This window comes from Mucilaginibacter arboris (assembly GCF_009754915.1).
In the GTDB taxonomy this organism is placed as follows: Bacteria; Bacteroidota; Bacteroidia; order Sphingobacteriales; family Sphingobacteriaceae; genus Mucilaginibacter_A; species Mucilaginibacter_A arboris.
Window position 1 is genome coordinate 98,431 of record NZ_WPIK01000005.1, and the last position, 20,142, is coordinate 118,572.

Annotated in this window: 16 protein-coding genes; 5 read left to right on the forward strand and 11 right to left on the reverse strand. The window is 39.4% G+C overall.

The features are described from left to right. Positions 1-74 precede the first annotated feature (74 nt). Complete coding sequence (locus tag GO621_RS06715) at positions 75-296, forward strand: hypothetical protein (RefSeq protein ID WP_157565393.1); 222 nt, start codon at positions 75-77, stop codon at positions 294-296. Here the strand turns inward: GO621_RS06715 and GO621_RS06720 are convergent. From GO621_RS06720 to GO621_RS06730, 3 genes are all read right to left on the reverse strand, one after another. Next, positions 293-838 carry an AAA family ATPase gene (locus GO621_RS06720; protein WP_157565394.1) on the reverse strand — a complete coding sequence of 182 codons (546 nt, stop codon included), beginning with the start codon at positions 836-838 and terminating at the stop codon, positions 293-295. The genes GO621_RS06715 and GO621_RS06720 overlap by 4 nt on opposite strands. Positions 839-950: 112 nt before the next feature. Continuing rightward, entirely contained in the window at positions 951-1,553 is a 603-nt protein-coding gene (gene pnuC / locus GO621_RS06725) for a nicotinamide riboside transporter PnuC (protein WP_157565679.1), read from the reverse strand. An 82-nt stretch (positions 1,554-1,635) separates the two neighbouring features. Next, entirely contained in the window at positions 1,636-3,678 is a 2,043-nt protein-coding gene (locus GO621_RS06730) for a M13 family metallopeptidase (protein WP_157565396.1), read from the reverse strand. A 149-nt stretch (positions 3,679-3,827) separates the two neighbouring features. Here GO621_RS06730 and GO621_RS06735 point away from each other — a divergent pair, with 149 nt between their 5' ends. Both GO621_RS06735 and carB read left to right on the forward strand, forming a co-directional pair. Beyond that, a complete protein-coding gene (locus GO621_RS06735) occupies positions 3,828-4,808 on the forward strand; it encodes an energy transducer TonB (protein ID WP_157565398.1) in 981 nt (326 codons plus the stop codon). 132 nt (positions 4,809-4,940) lie between these two features. After that, a complete protein-coding gene (carB, locus tag GO621_RS06740) occupies positions 4,941-7,757 on the forward strand; it encodes a carbamoyl-phosphate synthase large subunit (protein WP_157565400.1) in 2,817 nt (938 codons plus the stop codon). 76 nt (positions 7,758-7,833) lie between these two features. Here the strand turns inward: carB and GO621_RS06745 are convergent, their stop codons facing one another. From GO621_RS06745 to GO621_RS06770, 6 genes are all read right to left on the reverse strand, one after another. Further along, positions 7,834-8,319, reverse strand: a complete 486-nt coding sequence (locus GO621_RS06745; RefSeq protein ID WP_157565402.1) for a DUF4920 domain-containing protein — start codon at positions 8,317-8,319, stop codon at positions 7,834-7,836. A 73-nt stretch (positions 8,320-8,392) separates the two neighbouring features. Next, on the reverse strand, positions 8,393-8,977 hold the full coding sequence (locus GO621_RS06750; protein WP_157565404.1) for a Uma2 family endonuclease: 585 nt from the start codon (positions 8,975-8,977) through the stop codon (positions 8,393-8,395). A gap of 57 nt (positions 8,978-9,034) precedes the next feature. Beyond that, entirely contained in the window at positions 9,035-10,444 is a 1,410-nt protein-coding gene (gene radA / locus GO621_RS06755) for a DNA repair protein RadA (RefSeq protein ID WP_157565681.1), read from the reverse strand. 191 nt (positions 10,445-10,635) lie between these two features. After that, complete coding sequence (locus GO621_RS06760) at positions 10,636-12,186, reverse strand: Rne/Rng family ribonuclease (protein ID WP_157565406.1); 1,551 nt, start codon at positions 12,184-12,186, stop codon at positions 10,636-10,638. Positions 12,187-12,419: 233 nt separating this feature from the next. Next, on the reverse strand, positions 12,420-13,283 hold the full coding sequence (locus tag GO621_RS06765; RefSeq protein ID WP_157565408.1) for a tetratricopeptide repeat protein: 864 nt from the start codon (positions 13,281-13,283) through the stop codon (positions 12,420-12,422). A gap of 8 nt (positions 13,284-13,291) precedes the next feature. Then, positions 13,292-13,591 carry an HU family DNA-binding protein gene (locus GO621_RS06770; protein WP_157565410.1) on the reverse strand — a complete coding sequence of 100 codons (300 nt, stop codon included), beginning with the start codon at positions 13,589-13,591 and terminating at the stop codon, positions 13,292-13,294. Between the two features lie 156 nt (positions 13,592-13,747). On the opposite strand from GO621_RS06770, the gene mutY reads away from it, so the two are divergent. Then, the gene (gene mutY, locus GO621_RS06775) at positions 13,748-14,827 is read left to right on the forward strand and encodes an A/G-specific adenine glycosylase (RefSeq protein ID WP_157565412.1); all 1,080 of its coding nucleotides are present in this window, start codon (positions 13,748-13,750) and stop codon (positions 14,825-14,827) included. Between the two features lie 70 nt (positions 14,828-14,897). Here mutY and GO621_RS06780 read toward each other — a convergent pair whose 3' ends face one another. Next, on the reverse strand, positions 14,898-17,078 hold the full coding sequence (locus GO621_RS06780; RefSeq protein ID WP_157565414.1) for a S9 family peptidase: 2,181 nt from the start codon (positions 17,076-17,078) through the stop codon (positions 14,898-14,900). 159 nt (positions 17,079-17,237) lie between these two features. Then, complete coding sequence (locus tag GO621_RS06785; protein ID WP_157565416.1) at positions 17,238-17,702, reverse strand: response regulator; 465 nt, start codon at positions 17,700-17,702, stop codon at positions 17,238-17,240. Positions 17,703-17,844: 142 nt separating this feature from the next. On the opposite strand from GO621_RS06785, the gene GO621_RS06790 reads away from it, so the two are divergent. Beyond that, positions 17,845-20,136 (forward strand): Rv1355c family protein, encoded by a 2,292-nt coding sequence (locus GO621_RS06790; protein WP_157565417.1) that lies wholly within the window; start codon positions 17,845-17,847, stop codon positions 20,134-20,136. Positions 20,137-20,142 lie beyond the last annotated feature (6 nt).

The following is a 20,142-nucleotide window of genomic DNA, read 5'->3' on the forward strand; positions in this document are numbered from 1 at the left end:
TAAAAGAAGCATTAAGGCTTTTCACCTAAACAAAATCTTTCTGACTGGCTTCAACTTAAAACACTTCTTTTATCATGAAAAAATTTAGTCTGATCATATTTATTGCTTCCGGGCTTGCTTTATCAGCCTGTAACAGTTCAGCAAAAACAGGTGGGGCACAGGCAGATTCCGGTTCGTATGGTAGTTCCGGCGCAAGCGATACCACAAAAGCTGTCCAAAGTTCTTCTATGGGCACAAGTGCTACCGGCAATGCTACCACATCTTCTGGCAGCGATACCAGCAAAACCGGCAATTAAGCAGGTTTGTTAAAATTTAGTGCAGTAAAAGTATCAATTGCTTTTACTGCATTTTGAAACCGCTCCACCCCGATTCCCGAAATTACCTGATAACTGGCATGGATCGCTTTCAGTTCCTGGTGCCAAACCTGCATAAAATATTCCCGCTGTGTTGGAAAGTTTCGCAGCGGGTCATCCTGCCAGGGCATATCAATGTCCAGCAATACATAAAAATCGTAATGATGTTTGGGCAACTCCTCCAGCACTTCCTCTGGTGTTGAGCCGAATAAAGCATCGCTCCAAATTTTTACAGTGATAAAAGTAGTATCGCAGATCAGCAGTTTGTTTGCTTTTGGCAGCAGTTCTTTTTCCAATGCCAACTGTCCGTAAAACATGTTGATTTCATCTTGTAAAGTACAATCTGCTGCCAGGTTCTCACAATATCCACGTGCAAACTCTGGTACCCAAATGGTATGGTAGTACCCTGCCAGCCATTTAGACATGGTAGATTTTCCGGTAGATTCTGGTCCGACGATGGCTATTTTTATAATATTTTGGTTCATTTTTTTGTTTATGTTGGATTTGTTTGTCATGCCGAACTTGTTTCGGTATCTCACAAGCAAGGTATTTATCTATCCTGAGAGATCCTGAAACAAGTTCAGGATGACAACCAGCCTATTTCTGTAACCGGTAATCCCGCCGCCAGTCCCGATAACCCAAAGCAGCAATAATTAAATATAAAGCATACATGCCAGCAGTTAGATGCAGGTTTTTAGCGGTATAAACAACAACGTAAATTACATCAACAAAAATCCAGATCAGCCAGTTTTCCAGCACTTTCCTGGCTAACAGAACCTGGGCAATTAAACTGCAGGCCGTACAAAAGCTATCGATAAAAGGGAAAGCTGCATCCGTTCCATGCTTCAACAAAAAACCCAAAATTGCTGTAAAAAGGATAACTCCGATAATGGAAAATATTATTTCTTTTTGGGTGATCTTAATTACCGGAACTTTTTCTTCGGATTTTGGTTTCCGGCCCCAGAAATACCAGCCGTAAATGTTCATTACCAAAAAGTAAAACTGTAAGCCCATATCTGCATATAGTTTTGCTTCAAAAAAAATAATAACGTAAATGCAAACGCTGATAATGGCAAAAGGCCAGTTCCAGATGATATTTTTTGCAGCAAGATAAACGCATAAAATCCCGGTAATTACACCAGCTGCTTCCAATGGGTTTTGCGCCCGGACCCAATCAGTAAAAGCATTAGTTAAGATCATAAAAACCAAAGATAGTTTTATGGGCATAAAAAAAAGCGATGAAGTGTTCCATCGCTTTGATTTTTAGTCGATAAAAGAAGCATTACCAGATCTTCACACGCTTATCCGGATCGATCCACATCGGGTCGCCCTTTTTAATGCCAAAAGCGGTGTAAAACTCGTCCACATCAGAAAAAGGGGCGTTTACCCGCAAATAGCCCGGCGAGTGTACATCTGTTAAAATTTGGTTGGCTAAAGCTTCATCACGCGTATGCCCCAGCCATCCTAAAGCATAACCCAAAAAGAAACGCTGCACAGGCGTTAAACCGTTAATGGTTTTACCTTCTTTGTATTGAGCGGTCTTTTTAAATGCATCCAGGCCTAAAACAATTCCGCCTAAATCGGCAATGTTTTCGCCTAAAGTTGCTTTGCCGTTTACGTGTAAGCTATCTAAAACTTTATAACCATTAAACTGATCAACCAACATTTGAGCGCGTTGTGTAAACTTCGCTGAATCAACTGGTGTCCACCAGGCTTTCAGGTTTCCTTTGGCATCGTACTGCCGGCCCTGGTCGTCAAAACCATGCGTAATTTCATGTCCGATGGTAGAAGCCGCAACATAACCGTAAGCCACAGCATCATCTACATCTGCATCTTTTACGCCGGGAATCATGAATTGTGCTGCCGGCAAAGTAATTTCATTGTTAGACGGACTGTAATTAGCATTATAAGTTTGCGGCGTCATGTTCCACTCCGCGTGGTTTACCGGTTTACCCAACTTGTGTATGTTTTCCTCATACTGCCAGTGACGGCCGTTTAGTACGTTTTCTGCATAGGAAGTACGGCTAACCTGCAGTGCAAAAAAATCTTTCCACTGATCAGGATAACCAACTTTTGGATGAATAGCATTTAGTTTTGCCAAAGCCTTTTGCTTCGTTTCCGGGCTCATCCAATCCAGTTTTTCAATATGCTCGCGGTAAGCTGCGCGGATCGCTTCAACCATATCTACATAACGCTTTTTGCTGGCTGCCGGAAAATATTCTTTCACAAATAATTGTCCTAACAACTCGCCCATTAAGCCATTTTCGGTATCTAAAACACGTTTCCAGCGCGGCAGTTGCTCTTTTCTTCCGGATAAAACCGTTCCTGTAAAGCGGAAGTTTTCCTGTTCAAAATCTTTACTTAAATAAGAAGCATAAGAAGAAACCAATTTCCAGCGCAGATAAGCTTTCCAATCGGCAACAGAAAATTGTGTTAACGCTTTGTCTAATTCTACATAATATTCCGGCTGGCCAACAATTACACTGTCAACAGCATTTAAACCAAGCTTTGGAAGCAGGTTTACCCAGTTAATATTTGGCGTTAACCGGTTCAGTTTGGCAACCGGCATTTTGTGATAGTTTTTGTACGGATCGCGCAGGGCAACCAAATTACGGCTGCTGTCGGCCAAAGCTTTTTCTATGGTAAAAACAGCATTGGCAGCAGTTGCATCATTTAAACCGGAAAGTTTAAGCATGGTTGGAATGTGCTGCTGGGCATAATCATTCCTGATCCTGGTAGTACGGGCATCGGTTTTATAATAATAATCGCGGTTAGGCAAACCCAAACCAGACTGGCGGAATTGCAGGACCATTTTTACACTGTTCTTCGCATCCTGGCCAACACCGGAACCGATAAAAGTACGTGCGCCAATGGTAGTTAAATAAGCGGCAACATCTAAAACATCCTGTTTGGATTTAATTTGATCGATTCGGTTTAACGGCGTTTTAATAGCATTGATACCAAGTTTTTCAATGGTAAGGGTATCCATTCCGCTGTAATAAAAATCGCCTATTTTTTGGGTGTTCGAACCTTTTGGCGCATTTGCTTTTTCGGCATCTTCGTTAATCTTTCTTAAACGTTCGCGCAAGTCTTCACCTACAACATTTCCAATTCCCCAGCTGGAATAAGCATTTGGAATTGGGTTTTTTTTGATCCAGCCGCCGTTAGCATACATAAAAAAGTTGTCGCCGGGTTTTACCGATGGATCGAGGTTTTGATAAACCGGGTCGTTTGCTTTTTTGAGCTGTGCTTTTACAGGGACAGAAGTCAATAAAACAGCCGAAAGCAAGCCCGAAGCAATAAATAAGTTAGTTTTAATTTTCATCAATTATTAAAAAAGGACGTCCTTTCAAACATACCAATTTTCTATACGCCAATGCTTCTTTTAGCAGGTAAAATTTGTGCTGGTTACTATTTTGAGGGTTTTTGTATGATAAAAACAGTACGTATATTGAGCGCCTGTAACCTGTAATTATGAACCCTAAATTTTACCTTGCTTCTTTTATCGCCTGTTTTTTGGCATTGAACGGCTTCGCCCAAAAACAAAACGTTTATTTTTTGAAGAATAACGGCAAATATGTTACCGAGCGCGATAGCGCTGATTATACCCGAATAGTTCGTGAACCTGATTCTGGAACGGTGCTGTATAATGTGATAGAATATTATTTAAACGGTAACCCAAAAATGATTGGCAAATCATCTACTATCGATCCCATCAAGCTGGAAGGCCAATTTGTTAGCTTTTATCCTGATAAAAATAAAAAACGAATTGGTACTTACGAAAATGGGCAACTTACTGGCGAAATCTATGATTACTACCCAAACGGGAAATTGTACAGACAAAGCACCTGCCTAAAATTTACTGATAAAAAATCTTTTATGCCAGAAGATGAAAAACAGACCGTTCAAGCCGCTTATGATTCTACCGGCGCCATTCTGGTAAAAGATGGCGATGGGCACTATCCAATTTTTGATGGTAATTTTAAAACTATTAAAGAAGAAGGCGACGTAAAAGATGGAAAGAAAAACGGAACCTGGAAAGGAACCCTTAACCAAGGCAAAGTTACTTTTACAGAAGAATATGCTGATGGGAAATTTATGAAAGGCACCAGGACCGAAGAAAACGGCACTACCATAAATTATACGGTAAAAGAAGCATTGCCAACTTTTAAAGGCGGCGAAAGCGCTTTTGGCCGTTATCTTTCTCAAAACGTACATTATCCGGCAAGACCCAAACAAAGAAATATACAAGGAAGAGTAATTTTAAGTTTTACAGTAGAAAAAGACGGAAGCCTGACCGATTTTAAAATCCTGAAAAGTGTTGATCCGGATTTGGATGCTGAAGCAATAAGAGTATTGAGCCAATCACCCAAATGGAACCCCGGAATACAGCAAGGTGCAGCAGTTAAAGTTGCTTATACCATGCCGTTTAATTTTTCTTTGGGCGGCAGGTAAAAACGCCATTAAAAACATTACCTTTGCATCCCGACAAACAGTCGGGATTTTCCATCTATTTGCATAGGAAATCCTGGTTAAGCTAAAGTTGATTACCCTTTAACTTACAACTTTTTACTCATAAAAAGCCCTATGCCCAGAAACACTTCCATCAATTCGGTTTTAATTATCGGTTCCGGCCCTATTGTTATCGGCCAGGCCTGCGAGTTTGATTATGCCGGATCTCAAGCTTCCCTTTCCTTAAAAGATGAAGGTATTGAAGTTTCCATCATCAACAGCAATCCGGCAACGATCATGACGGATAAAGTGATTGCCGACCATGTTTATTTACTTCCGCTTAATTACGATAGTTTGGAACTGATCTTACAGGAACGGCAAATTGACGCCGTGCTGCCAACCATGGGCGGACAAACGGCTTTAAACCTCTGTAAAGAAGCCGAAGAACGCGGCATCTGGCAAAAATACGGCGTTAAAATAATTGGTGTTGATATTGCCGCCATCGAGAAGACCGAAAACCGCGAAGAGTTCCGCCAGTTAATGGTTGATATCGGTATTGGCGTGGCGCCTTCTAAAATTGCAAACTCTTTTCTGGAAGGAAAAGAAGCGGCGCAGGAAATTGGATTTCCGTTAGTGATCCGCCCGAGTTATACTTTAGGCGGAAGCGGCGGCGGTTTCGTACATAAAAAAGAAGAATTTGATGCCGCATTAAGCCGCGGTTTGCAAGCTTCGCCAACACATGAAGTTTTGGTGGAGAAAGCAGTGATCGGCTGGAAAGAATTTGAACTGGAACTGCTGCGCGATAATAACGATAACGTGATCATCATCTGCTCTATCGAGAATTTTGATCCGATGGGCATCCACACCGGCGATTCCATTACGGTTGCGCCTGCCATGACTTTAAGCGACCGTGCTTATCAATCCATGCGCGATCAGGCCATTAAAATGATGCGTGCCATCGGTAATTTTGCCGGCGGTTGCAACGTTCAGTTTTCGGTTAATCCGGCAAACGATGATATTATTGCGATTGAAATTAACCCGCGCGTTTCCCGTTCATCCGCTTTGGCTTCTAAAGCAACCGGTTACCCGATTGCTAAAATCGCGGCGAAATTAGCGATTGGTTTTAATTTGGATGAGCTGCAAAACCAGATCACCAAAACCACTTCTGCTTACTTTGAACCCACTTTAGATTATGTTATCGTAAAAATCCCGCGCTGGAACTTTGATAAATTTAAAGGTGCCAACAAAGAGCTTGGTTTACAAATGAAATCTGTAGGCGAAGTAATGGGCATTGGTCGAAGCTTTATTGAAGCCTTGCAAAAAGCCTGTCAGAGCCTGGAAATTGGCCGTGCCGGTTTAGGTGCCGATGGCCGGCAAAGCCGAAATTTAGATGAAATTATGTACAGCCTGGAACATCCAAGCTGGGACAGGTTGTTTCACGTTTATGATGCGTTAAGCTTAGGTGTGCCGATAGAATCTGTTCGAAAAGTAACAAAAATTGACCGTTGGTTCTTAAACCAGATCCAGGATGTGGTAAACCTGGAGATCGAACTCCGCCGGTACTCCTTAAATAATATTCCGAGAGATTTCTTCTTCACCCTCAAGCAAAAAGGCTTTTCGGATGCGCAGATTGCTTATGTTTTACAGCATGTTACCGAAGAAGATGTTTACCAGCGCCGCAAAGAGTTAGGCTTGCACCGTGTTTACAAAATGGTAGATACATGTGCTGCTGAGTTTCAAGCTAAAACGCCTTATTATTATTCAACTTATGAAGGCGAGAACGAATCTGTTGTTTCTGACAAGAAAAAAATTATTGTTTTAGGTTCCGGTCCCAATCGTATTGGCCAGGGAATTGAGTTTGATTACAGTTGCGTGCATGGTTTATTGGCTGCCAAAGAATGCGGTTACGAATCGATCATGATCAATTGTAACCCGGAAACGGTTTCTACCGATTTTAATATGGCTGACAAGCTGTATTTCGAGCCGGTTTTCTGGGAACATGTACGCGAGATCATCGAACTGGAAAAACCGGAAGGCGTGATCGTTCAGCTTGGCGGACAAACAGCTTTAAAAATGGCAGAAAAGCTGCATGAACATGGTATTAAAATCATCGGGACTTCTTACGATAACATGGATATTGCCGAAGACCGCGGCCGTTTTTCTGATCTGTTAAAAGAATTAGGTATTCCGTATCCAAAATACGGCGTTGCCGAAAGCGCCGAAGAAGCGCTGGCAGTGGCACATGAAGTTGGTTATCCAGTTCTGGTCCGGCCAAGCTATGTTCTTGGCGGACAAGGAATGAGTATCGTGATTAATGATGAAGACCTGGAAAAAGCAGTTGTAAACCTGCTAAAAAACCTTCCAGGAAACCGTGTTTTAATTGATCATTTTCTGGACCGTGCAGAAGAAGCAGAATCAGATTCAATTGGCGACGGAGAAGATGTGCACATTATTGGTTTGATGGAACATATTGAACCGGCTGGAATTCATTCCGGAGATTCGAGCGCTGTTTTGCCTCCGTTTAATCTTTCAGCAAACGTAATCCGTCAAATGGAAGAACACACCATCAAAATATCTAAAGCATTAAATGTTCGTGGTTTGTTAAATATCCAATTTGCCATAAAAAATGAAGAGGTTTATGTGATCGAAGCAAATCCACGTGCTTCGCGTACGGTCCCGTTCATTGCAAAAGCTTATGATGTTCCCTACATCAATATTGCAGCGAAAATTATGCTTGAAGAAAACATGTTAAAAGATTTCACGATTGAAAGAAAACTGCAAGGCTACGCCATTAAAGAACCTGTTTTTTCTTTTGATAAATTTCCGGAAGTAAATAAAGAATTAGGGCCGGAAATGAAATCGACCGGAGAATCTATTCGTTTTATACGCGATCTGGAAGACCCGTATTTCCGCCATCTGTACAAAGAAAAATCAATGTATTTGAGCAAATAGGCATGCTTCTTTTACCTATAAAAAAACCACGCCGTTAATATCCGGTGTGGTTTTTTAGCTTATAAAAGAAGCATTGTTAATTAAGCACCTGCACGCCCCGGGCTGCAATTTGATAAGTGCCCGAATTGTTATTTTGCTGATGCGTTTTTTCCATTCCCGAATTTGAACCTGCATAATGCTGGTGGTTGTTGGCAACAAATTGTTTAGAAATTACACCATCGATCAGCACCATTTTACCTCTGATGTTTTGTGGTAATTTGTATCCTGCATTTTTAAAATGTACGGTAACCGGCCTTCCTTTGTTATCCCTTATCGTAAAAAAATCGCCATTTCTATCTACATCAGCTACTTTACCTGAAATAGTAGTGGTAACAGAAGTACGTCGGCCGAGATAGCTTTCCAGGTCACCAATGGGGTGTGCTGTTTTTACATCTACTTTTTCCCCATAAACTTTACCATGAGGGGTAATACTTACCTGGCCTTGAGGCGGCCTTGTTTCATGCTGGGCAGAAACTGTTAATGCACTAAAAAGAACGGCTACCGAAAAGATTATTTTTTTCATGGGTTTTTAGATGTGGGTTATGAATACCATAACCCCGAAAAAAACAGATGGTTTTGATTAACCGCAAAGCAGTTTAATTATCCTTAAATACCTGTTCTAAATCGAGTACAAAACCAGGAAGAATTGGTGTTGTAACTTCACTTCCGATAGTAAGTAATCTGGATGGAACATAAGTACCTATATCGTTTAATGTATATTTAAGGAAGGTTTTATCCTGCGGAGATACAATCCAATATTCCTGTACGCCACTTTCTTCGTAAACTTCGTACTTGTTTTGCAACTCTTTTCTATTGTTGCCAGGTGAAAGGATTTCGACCACAATATCTGGAGCACCTAAACAACCGCTTCCGTCTATCTTAGAAGGATCACAAATCACACAAACATCTGGTTGAACTACAGTTACCAAATCCTGATTGTTTTTAGATTTTCGGGTTAGACGTACATCAAAAGGTGCAGAGAAAACTTCGCATGTTTTGTTCTCTAAAAAATTATCTATTGCAACCAAAATGACTCTTGATATTCGCTGATGAGCTGAACCTGGCGCCGGGCTCATTTTAAAAATCTTGCCTTTTATCAGTTCAACCCTTTCTTCAAATTTCCACTGCAGGTAATCAGCGTAATTGTAGGTTTTTGATAAATCTAAATCTGAAAATTGCATACTTCTTTTACTTGATATAAATCTACAAATTATAGTTTAAGTAGTAACAGCAAACGCTTAACCAAAAAGCAGCTGAAAGACCTCTTCAATCCGGCTTACGGCTTTTATTTCGATATTGTATCTCGAAAAATCCAGTTGTTTTTTATTTTTTCCCGCTGCCGGAAGATTGTATCTGGAGATAACAATCTGCTCGAAACCTAATTTTTCTGCTTCGGTAATACGTTGTTCGATACGGTTTACGGCACGGACTTCTCCTGATAAACCCAACTCACCGGCAAAACAGGTTTTAAAAGAAACCGGAATATCTTCATGCGAAGAAATGATTGCCGCTGCCAAACCCAAATCAATTGCCGGATCTTCTACACGGATCCCACCGGTAATATTCAGGAAAACATCTTTTGCGCTTAACCGGAAACCGCAGCGTTTTTCTAAAACAGCAAGCAGCATGTTCATCCTTTTATTATCAAAACCAGTAGCCGAACGTTGTGGCGTACCATAAGGAGACGTGCTTACTAATGCTTGTGTTTCTATCAACATTGGTCGCATACCTTCTAAAGTTGCTGAAATAGTAATTCCACTTAAAGCTTCATCTCTTTGAGAAAGTAAAATTTCTGAAGGATTGGAAACTTCGCGCAAACCTTCTCCCTGCATCTCATAAATTCCCAGTTCGGAAGAAGAACCAAAACGGTTTTTGATCGTGCGTAAAATTCGGTAAACATGATGCCTGTCGCCTTCAAACTGCAAAACTGTATCAACCATGTGTTCCAGTATCTTCGGTCCGGCAATAGCGCCGTCTTTGGTAATATGACCGATCAGGAAAACTGGTGTTGCGGTTTCCTTGGCAAAACGCATTAATTCGGCCGTACATTCGCGAACCTGCGAAACGCTTCCGGGCGTAGATTCAATGTGAGCAGAATGTAACGTTTGGATAGAATCAATAATGACCAGATCAGGTTCTATCAATTCAATTTGCTTGAATATGTTTTGGGTAGAAGTTTCTACCAGAATATATGGGTTATTAATTTTAGTGGTAAAAGAAGCACTGATCCGTTCAGAACGCATTTTAATTTGTCGCTCACTTTCCTCACCAGAAACGTAAAGCACTTTAATGCCCGGCATAATTAAAGCTAATTGCAGCATTAAAGTCGATTTACCAATTCCCGGTTCGCCGCCAATTAAAACCAAGGAACCGCCAACAATTCCTCCGCCTAAAACCCGGTTCAGTTCTTTATCATGCGTGATGAGCCGGTCTTCTTCTGAAAAAACAATTTCTGAAACCGGAACTGGTTTATTTGCACGTTGCGAACTGCTTTTGGCTGGTTTCCATTCAGGTATGGCAGTATTTGGCTTTTCAATTACTTCTTCCACAAAAGTATTCCATTGCCCGCAGGATGGACATTTACCCAACCATTTTGGTGCTTCAAAGCCGCAGCTTTGGCAGAAATAAGTTGTTTTGCTTTTAGCCAATTTATTTTTAAGATTAGAAGATTGAGAAATGATTACAGGATTAATTGCCTTAAACATTTATTGAAGCATACAAATTACAGCTTTTTTACTAAGAAATGTTTGGTAAAAACAGCATATAAAATTTCAGGTTTACGGTTTTACATTGTAGAACACAATTATAAAACCGTAAACCTGAAATCGTAATCCGTAAATTAAAGTTTAATTTCTTCGTCTTTGGAAGATAGAAAATGAAACTCGTTCATGGTATAATTGGGCATACTTTTAACCTTGATCCATTGATGATAATGAAAATACCATTTCATCTGGCGGTTATAAATGCCCCGTTTGATGTAAGCTTCAATAAAAGGGTGCACACAAAGGGTAATCCCCTTTTCATTTTGCTCCTGCAAAATGTAATTGAGGTTATTTTCGATATCGTCCAGTAATAATACACTTGGACGAACCGTGCCGGTTCCATGGCAGGTTGGACAAATTTCGGAAGTAACAATATTCATTTCTGGACGAACACGCTGACGTGTAAGTTGTACCAATCCGAATTTACTTGGCGGTAAAATAGTATGCTTTGCCCGGTCGAGCCGCATTTCATCACGCAAAAACTCAAAAAGGTCTTTACGGTTATTCGGTGTATGCATATCGATAAAATCGATTACCACAATGCCGCCCATATCGCGTAAACGCAATTGGCGTGCAATTTCTTTTGCGGCTTCTTTATTTACCTGGAAAGCATTTTCCTCCTGGTTTTCTTTGCTTGCCGTGCGGTTACCGCTGTTTACATCAATTACATGCAAAGCTTCGGTATGCTCAATCACTAAATAAGCCCCGCCCGGAAGGTTAACGGTTTTACCGAAAGCAGATTTAATTTGCTTTTCGATACCATAATGCTCGAAAATAGGAACACCGTTTTTATGCAGCTTTACTATTTTTTCTAAGTCAGGAGAAATTTCCTGCACATAAGAACGGACCTCTTCAAAAATAGATTGCTCATTTACGGTGATACTTTGAAAATCAGCATTCAATAAATCACGCAATAGCGTTGAAGTCCGGTCAATCTCACCTAAAATCTTTTTTGCCGGTTCTGTTGCTGGCAAACGGGTCATAAAAGCTTCCCATTTGGCAACCAGGTCCAGCAAATCTTTTTGCATTTCCTCTACGCCTTTATCCTCTGAAACCGTACGGATAATTACGCCAAAATTTTTGGGTTTGATGCTTTCTATAATCTTTCGCAACCGGGTACGCTCGGTATTGCTTTTGATCTTTTTAGATATAGAAATAGCATCCGAAAAAGGCACAAGCACCACATACCGGCCTGCAATAGACAGATCGGAACTTAGCCTTGGGCCTTTTGTAGAAATCGGTTCTTTCGCAATTTGAACCGGTATCAGCTGGTTTTTACTTAAAATATCAGCAATTTTACCAGATTTGGTAATATCCTGTTCAAAAGTAAAATTGTCCAGCAGTTTTGATTTGTAACTTCCGCCACGAACTGTTTTAGCCAGTTTTAGTAAAGACTGCACCTGCGAACCCAGATCAAGGTAATGCAGGAAAGCATCTTTTTCATAGCCCACATCAACAAAAGCAGCATTTAAGCTGGGCATGATCTTTTTGATCCGCCCAAGGTAAATATCGCCAACTGTGTAATTGTTGTTGATCTGATCTTTATGAAGCTCTACAAGCTGCTTGTTTTGCAACAAAGCAATGGTTGCTCCAGCCGGGGAAGCATCGATAACTAATTCCTTTATCAATTGCTAACTCCTTAGTAACAGAAATATATCCGTTATATATTAAAATATCAGGTAAATTATCAGAAAAACAAGAAAAGGCTCTCTGTAATACAGAGTGCCCAAAATGTTAAAAGAGTAGCTTACTTCTTTTTATGTCTGTTTTTTCTTAAACGTTTTTTACGTTTGTGGGTGGCCATTTTATGACGTTTTCTTTTTTTACCGCTTGGCATAACTTCTTTTAATTAGATTATTATTTAATTTTTTAACTCTTTAATGTATTCGTCCATTTTCTGGTTGAAAGCAGGGTCGCCTGCCATTTCTTTACATCTTTGGTAAGCTGCAATAGCTTCTGGCTTCATGCCCAGCTGCTTGTAGCTTTCTGCCAGATAAAAGCATGGTTCTAATTCTGGTTTCTGTTCAACAACTGTTTTAAACCGTTGAACGGCTTTTTCAAACTGACCAGATTTCATCGAAAATAACCCTAAGTTTAAATTCGCTTTCAGGTTTTTGGGGTCTTTAGCAACTACACCTAATAATAAGGATATACCCGCCATAGGGCTTGGTGCGCCGCCATTAACATAAGCAATGCCCAATCCGGTTTGTGCATCTAAATTATCCGGTGCCAATTGCATCGCCTTTTTAAAAGATTCTACTGCATTTGTTAAAAATGTAGGTTGTGCTACCGTATCCTGGGTTAATTTGTAAGCATCATTAAAATGATTGCCTGCATTTAACCAGTTTTCCAGCTTATTTTCTTTTCTTGCTATCGATAAGTAATAAAAAGCGGCTGGTGCCGGTACATTTACATCGTCCCAGGTATGGGCAAGATCTTTTGCGATAGCTAATTTTTCCTGATCAGAAGCTGCACTTTTAAGCTGTGCTTCTTTATCCGAAATTTCTGCTGCCATTTGCGGCGTTAACAATTTTTTAGCAGCAATTGCTACATAATCTTCGTCAATCTGATTAGTTGGCTGCTCTTCATGTTGCATTGCCCCACCTGTTGCCCCAGGCCTTGTACGTTCTTCTTTCGGCCTGATCAATCCTTTTACGGGTAAAGAAAATAAATAGGCCATCATTGCAACAATTAGTACAATTACTCCTATTTGTTTCTTTCTCATCACAAAAATTATTTATCTGATTTTGATTTGTTACCTGTGCGTACTTTTTCTACAAAAGTTTTTGCAGGTTTAAAGCTTGGAATAAAATGCTCAGGAATAATAATAGCTGTATTTTTAGAGATGTTACGCGCCGTTTTTTCGGCCCTCTTTTTAACAACAAAACTACCAAAGCCACGTACGTAAACGTTATCGCCACCAACCATTGCTCCTTTTACCACCTTAAAAAAGGCCTCAACTGTTTCCTGTACATCTACTTTTTCTATCCCGGTCTTGGTAGAAATCTCAGATATAATCTCTGCTTTAGTCATCTGCTGTTTGTTCTTATTTAATTGTAATACTTAAAGTGTTTTGGGGTTGCAAAAGTATTGCTTTAAAACGAAACAGCGAAAAAAAAAACAGTTTTTTTATTTACACATCTGCCTAACAATGATTTGGTTAGCATTTTAGGTGTGTATTTTTGCCGGATGAATTGGAGCGATGAAATACAAAACTGGTACCTGCAACACAAACGAGGCTTGCCCTGGCGCAACACAACTGATGCTTATACCATCTGGCTTTCCGAAGTAATTTTGCAGCAAACGCGGGTAGAACAAGGTATGCCTTATTTTTATCGTTTCCTGGAAAAATATCCCGATGTAACTGCTTTTGCCAAAGCAACAGAAGATGAAATTTTGAAGCTCTGGCAAGGTTTGGGCTATTATTCGAGGGGAAGAAATATGCTGACTACTGCACGCCAAATCTTAGAAGATAAAGAAGGAATTTTTCCAACTACTTACAATGAACTGATCAAATTAAAAGGCATTGGCGAATATACGGCTGCAGCCATCTCTTCTTTTGCTGCGGATGAAGCCAAAGCCGTAGTGGATGGCAATGTTTACCGGGTTTTAGCCAGATGGTTTGGTGTGGAAGAGCCTATCAATTCTCCGGCAGGAAAAAAGCTTTTTCAAACGTTAGCTGATGAAGTTTTAGACCGAAAACATCCGGGGCAACACAACCAGGCGATGATGGAATTTGGAGCGATGCTGTGCAAACCTAAAAATCCGGATTGCCCTATTTGTCCGGTCCGCGAAGCTTGTAACGCTTATCAAACCAACCGAATCAATTTATTACCGGTTAAACTAAAAACAGTAAAAATCCGGGAACGATATTTCAATTATTTTTTAATAAACCAGGAGGACAAACTTTTGCTCAATAAAAGAAGCATGAATGATATTTGGGCAAACATGTACGATTTGCCTTTGATTGAAACAGCAGCTTATACGCCCATAGAAAATCTTGCTGCACTTCCAGAATTCAAAAGTTTTTTTGGTGATGAAGCTGCTATTATTTCTACCTCTCCTATCAGAAAACATGTTTTAACGCATCAGCGTATTTTTGCACATTTTATCCATCTTCAGCTTAAATCTGCTGAAATTAATATGCAGCCTTCCTGGTTTTATACATCTTTTGATTCTTTAGAGAAGCTTGCCATGCCTAAAATTATTTATCAATTTTTAAATGAATTTCATCATTTACATGGAATGCAATCGCAGCTTTTATTTTAGTTGATGGAATTTATGCCATAAAAGAAGCATTCTGAAATTAATCAGGATGCTTCTTTTATCACCTAAAAATCTACCTCGCTCCCGGCGGACAATGTTCTTTTAAAAATTGGGTATAAGTGCTTGCCAAATGGCGCCTCGTTCCTGCACCTTCTGAAATGGAATGCGTTCTGTTTGGATAACTCATCAACTGAAAAACTTTGTTGTTTTTAATCAACTCGTTTATCATTTGCTCGGCGTTGTTATAATGCACGTTGTCATCGCCCGTTCCATGAATCAGCAATAAATTTCCGCGTAAACCCTGAACATGACTTAAAGGAGATCCATCTACAAAATAATGTTTATCCTCCGGCAGCAAACCCATGTAACGTTCCTGGTAAATATTATCGTAGTTCAACTGGTTATCAACCGCGGCAACAGAAATACCGGTTTTGTAAATATCCGGGTATTGGAACATCAGGTTTAAGGTAGATGACCCGCCACCGCTCCAGCCCCAAACGGCAACACGGCTGGTATCAATATAAGGTCGTTTTAAAACTTCTTTCGCGCCCATTGCCTGATCGCGGATATTTAGCAAACCAATTTGATGATAAATTGCTTTGCGCCATTCGCGTCCTTTTGGTGCCGGCGATCCGCGGTTATCCAGCGAAGCATAAATATAACCATCGTTAGCCATATTGCCGGCGTATAAAAAGTTGAAACCTGTTCCGTAAGTATCTTTAACCGTTTGGTCGGCCGGTTCCCCATAAACATAGAATACAATTGGGTATTTTTTGGCCGGGTCAAAGTTGGTTGGCTTTACCATCCAGCCGTCTATTGTTACACCATCTGCTGTTTTTACCCTAAAAAATTCCGGTTTATTAACCGTTGCATTACGAGGGCGGGAAGAAGCCGGATTATTGCCAATTGCCTGATGTGCAGGCAGGGAAACGACATCAGAAACAGGATAAGTATAGCTGTTTGAAAAATCATGTAAAGCCACTTTTCCGTTAGGGGAAATATCGTACGAATGCGTTCCGGGTTCATCGGCTGGTGTAACCCGTTCTGCTTTTCCGCTTCCGTTTAAGCTGATTTTATAGAGGTAAGCTTGTGTAGCATTATCCGGCGAAGCCATAAAATAAATGATGCCATCTTTTTCGTCGATGCGTTCTATGCTCATTACATCAAAGTTGCCTTTGGTCAGCAGCTTTTCCTTACCATTTCTGTTGATATTGTAAATATGCCGCCAGCCATCTTTTTCGCTTAGCCAGATAAAACTTTTCCCTTGCTCTACCCAATCCCAACCTATCGCTTCCGCTTTTGCATCAATCCAGGCTTTATCAGTTTCGGCAGATACTGTTTTTACCTCACCAGAATTTGCATTGCATAACATGATCCTGCTTTCATTTTGCCTGCGGTTTAATTGCTGAATGATGAGTTCTGAAGAATTTGCAGCCCACTCCATCCGTGGAATATAATGTTGTACATCATCTCCCGGAACGTTCATCCAGGTAGTTTTACCATTACTTAACGAGATTACGCCAATTCTGCACCTGCTTGGATCTTGGCCAACAACAGGATATTCAACCGGAACCGTAAAAGGATAAAGCGAATCTGTTGTGTTCAGCATTAAATAATTTCTGATTTTATTGGCATCTATTTGCCAATAAGCAATGGATTTTCCGTCGGGCGACCAGCGGAAACCGTCTCGGCAATCCAGTTCTTCTTCGTAAACCCAATCGAATGTGCCGTTTATCAGTTTTTTTGTTCCGTTTGATGTTAGTTTGCTAACTGTGCCTGATGCTATATCTTCTGTATAAATATTATGTTCGCTTACATAAGCAACTTTAGAAGCATCCGGAGAAAATTTGGCAAACATTAAAGAAGAAGCAGGGCAATCCTTACCTATTTGTTTTAAAGTTTTTGTTGTGAGGTCTGCCACCCAGTAATCGCCCCGGGTGTTGTAGCGCCAAACTTTTTTGGTATTGGTGTAGATCAGTACTTTTTTGCCATCCTGAGAAAAAGCAAAACTGCGGATGGCAAGGGGTCCTGTTTTGCCCTGTGGTGTAAGCAATGCTGCATTTACCAGGGTAATGTCTTTAGATGGGCCAGCAATAGCTATTTGCACAATTGAACCATTTTGTGCCTGCATATAACTATTGCCGTCTTTTGTCCATTGCGTACCAGAACCAAACTGCGCGTTAGCTTGAAAAACAGTAACAAACTGAAAAATAAAGGCTGATAAAAACGTTGCCTTAAGTAGTTTTTGTATCATGCAGGAATGAAATAAATCATGGAGATTAACCAAAGTAAGCCGATAAGCCTATCTTTTACAAGTAAAAATATTCATACAGTTTTTTTAGCAAACCCAACTATTGCTTATTGCTAACAATATTAAATTTTTAATTAAAAACAAAAATTAAAATTTCACCATTTAAGACAACAACCTTTGCCGTAATAAAAACTCCAATTGCCCATTGGAAACAGCCAGTTTATCGTTCATTTCTTTCAACTGCTGGTTGGCTTCATAAGCCTCAAAAGCTCTTTTTATCGTTGCATCCAACTCCTCTTCGTTCCAGGGCTTGGTTAAGTAATGATAAATTTTCCCTTTGTTAACTGCTTCTGTTACAGCACTTATGTCTGAATATCCGGTTAACAGGATACGCATAGGATCAGGAAAACGTTCCAAAACTTTTTCTAAAAACTGCGTACCGGTCATGTTAGGCATCCGCTGGTCAGTAATGATAATTTCTACTGGTTCTGCTTCCAGTATTTTCATCGCTTCTATGGTATCAATAGCCGTAAAAACCTGGTATTTTATCCTAAATACAGCCTTAAAAGAAACCAGGTTGTTTTCCTCATCATCAACATAAAGAATATTTATTTTTTTTTCTGACATGGTGTTGCTTTTAATATTAAATTTGGAAAGGAGCTACTACAAATATAATATTTACACTTTTCCATTAGGTTATTATTAATAACTAATATTAATTAAGCATAATTCTTTACCCTTAAAAAAAACTACAGTAATTAATCGCTCTATGACCAACAATTTGTATCAACCACTATTTTACAGATTAAATAATATTGCAGAAAAGCAGCAATATGAACTGTTATTACAATCCAACCCTGGTATTTACATATATGATGAAATAGCAGGACAGCTAAAAGAATTAATAAAAGCCTTAAATCCTTCTGTGAGAATTAAGGCAGAAGAATATCCAGAATTAATAAAAAAGCATGTTAATGGACAAAACCTGTTCGAATATGGGGTATGGGTTTACTATCCATGGAGTAACCGGTTAGTGCATGTATTGCCTGAAAAGGAGTTCATAGATTTACGTACTGCTGCAAATAGAAATAAAATTACTACTTCAGAAAGAGACATCCTTAGTACAAAAAAAGTTGGTGTAATTGGTTTATCAGTTGGCCAATCAGTGGCGGTTACAATGGCATTGGAGCGTACTTGTGGAGAATTACGTATTGCAGACTTTGATACTTTAGAATTAAACAACCTTAACAGGATAAGAACAGGACTACATAATTTAGGTTTATTAAAAGCTTATTCTGTGGCTCGAGAAATATCAGAAATTGATCCTTTTTTTAAAGTTATATGTTATACAGAAGGTATTACAGAAGAAAATATAGATGATTTTTTTACAAAAGGGGGTAAATTAGATGCTGTTATTGATGAATGCGACGGAGTTGACATTAAAATCCTTTGCCGATTAAAAGCTAAAGAGCTCCAAGTACCCGTAATAATGGAAGCCAGTGACAGGGGAACTGTTGACGTAGAACGATTTGACCTGGAACCAGAAAGGCCAATAATGCATGGCTGGTTAAATCATTTAAAAATAGATTTTAATATATTAAAAAATCTAAAAACAGCAGAGGAAAAGCTACCATATATACTACCTATCTCTGGGTTAGACAACCTCTCTTCGCGAATGAAGGCATCAATGGTAGAAATAGAAAGCACCATAACAACTTGGCCTCAATTAGCTAGTGCGGTTACTTTGGGTGGAGGAATTACTACAGATGTTTGCAGAAGAATATTTTTAGATGAATTTCACGAGTCAGATAGATACTTTGTAGATATTGAAAAATTAATATGTGATAAGAATACAGTTAAACAAGATGAAACTTTACCCCAATCTGTAGAAACTATTCAACATGAAGAAATAAATGCGCTAATAAAAGACGTAAATATTACAGCCACAAATGAACAGTTAGATTTAGATTATATTACCCTTAAGCAAATAGTTGGTGCAGCAATATTGGCTCCAACTGGTGGAAATTCTCAACCTTGGAAGTGGAGATATGAGTCAAAGAACCTTTATCTTTTTCACGACCCAGAACACAATGCACCATTTGTAGATTTTAATAATACGGCTTCGTATATAGGTTATGGTACAGCAACCGAAAACCTTGTACTTAAAGCACATGAATTGCATTTAGAAGTTAAAATTATACCTTTTCCCTTAAATATAGCCAGTAAACTCATTTCTATATTTCAATTTTTTAATAACGATAATTTAAATAATAAAGAAGGTTTAGAATTACATTTAGTTGATGAACTTGCAGAAGCAATTCCAGACAGGGTAGCAAATAGAAAACTCTCCCCTAAAATCCCTATAGAAGCAATCAGGCTAAATAAAATAATTTCGGCTGTAAAAACAGTACCAGGTGCTAATTTAAAATTCCTTACTAACGAGAAGGAGGTGGAAGCTATTGGCGAGATAATTGCAAAAGCTGATCGTATAAGAATTATGAATAGAGCTGGTCATAAAGATTTTTTAGCTGAAACAATGTGGACTGATGAAGAAGCCGAAAAGCATAAACGTGGAGTAGAAGTTTCTTCTCTTGACATTACACCTTCTGAACGTGTAGGCTTAAAAATTACTTCTGATTGGGAAGTAGTAAACCATTTGAATAAATGGCAGGCTGGAAAAGGACTCGAAAAACTTTCCCGTAAAGCTACTGCTTGTGCTTCTGCAATTGGATTAATAAGCATGGACAAACACAGCGTAGAAAGTTTTTATAATGGAGGAAGAGCCGTTGAAAGGGCTTGGCTTGCTGCTACAAAAAATAATATATCGTTTCAACCATTAAGTATTTCAACTTTCCTACTTAATAGGCTAGTTCACCAAGGCACACAGGCTTTTTCTGAAAATACAATTATAGAGCTAACTGAGATGAAAAAAGAGTTTGAAACACTTTTTTCATTAAAGGAAGATATGGGGAAAATATTTCTTTTCAGAGTATTCATAGCAGATAATTCTCCTAAACGATCTTTAAGAGTACCTGTAGAGGAAGTACTTTCTATAGCATAAATATAA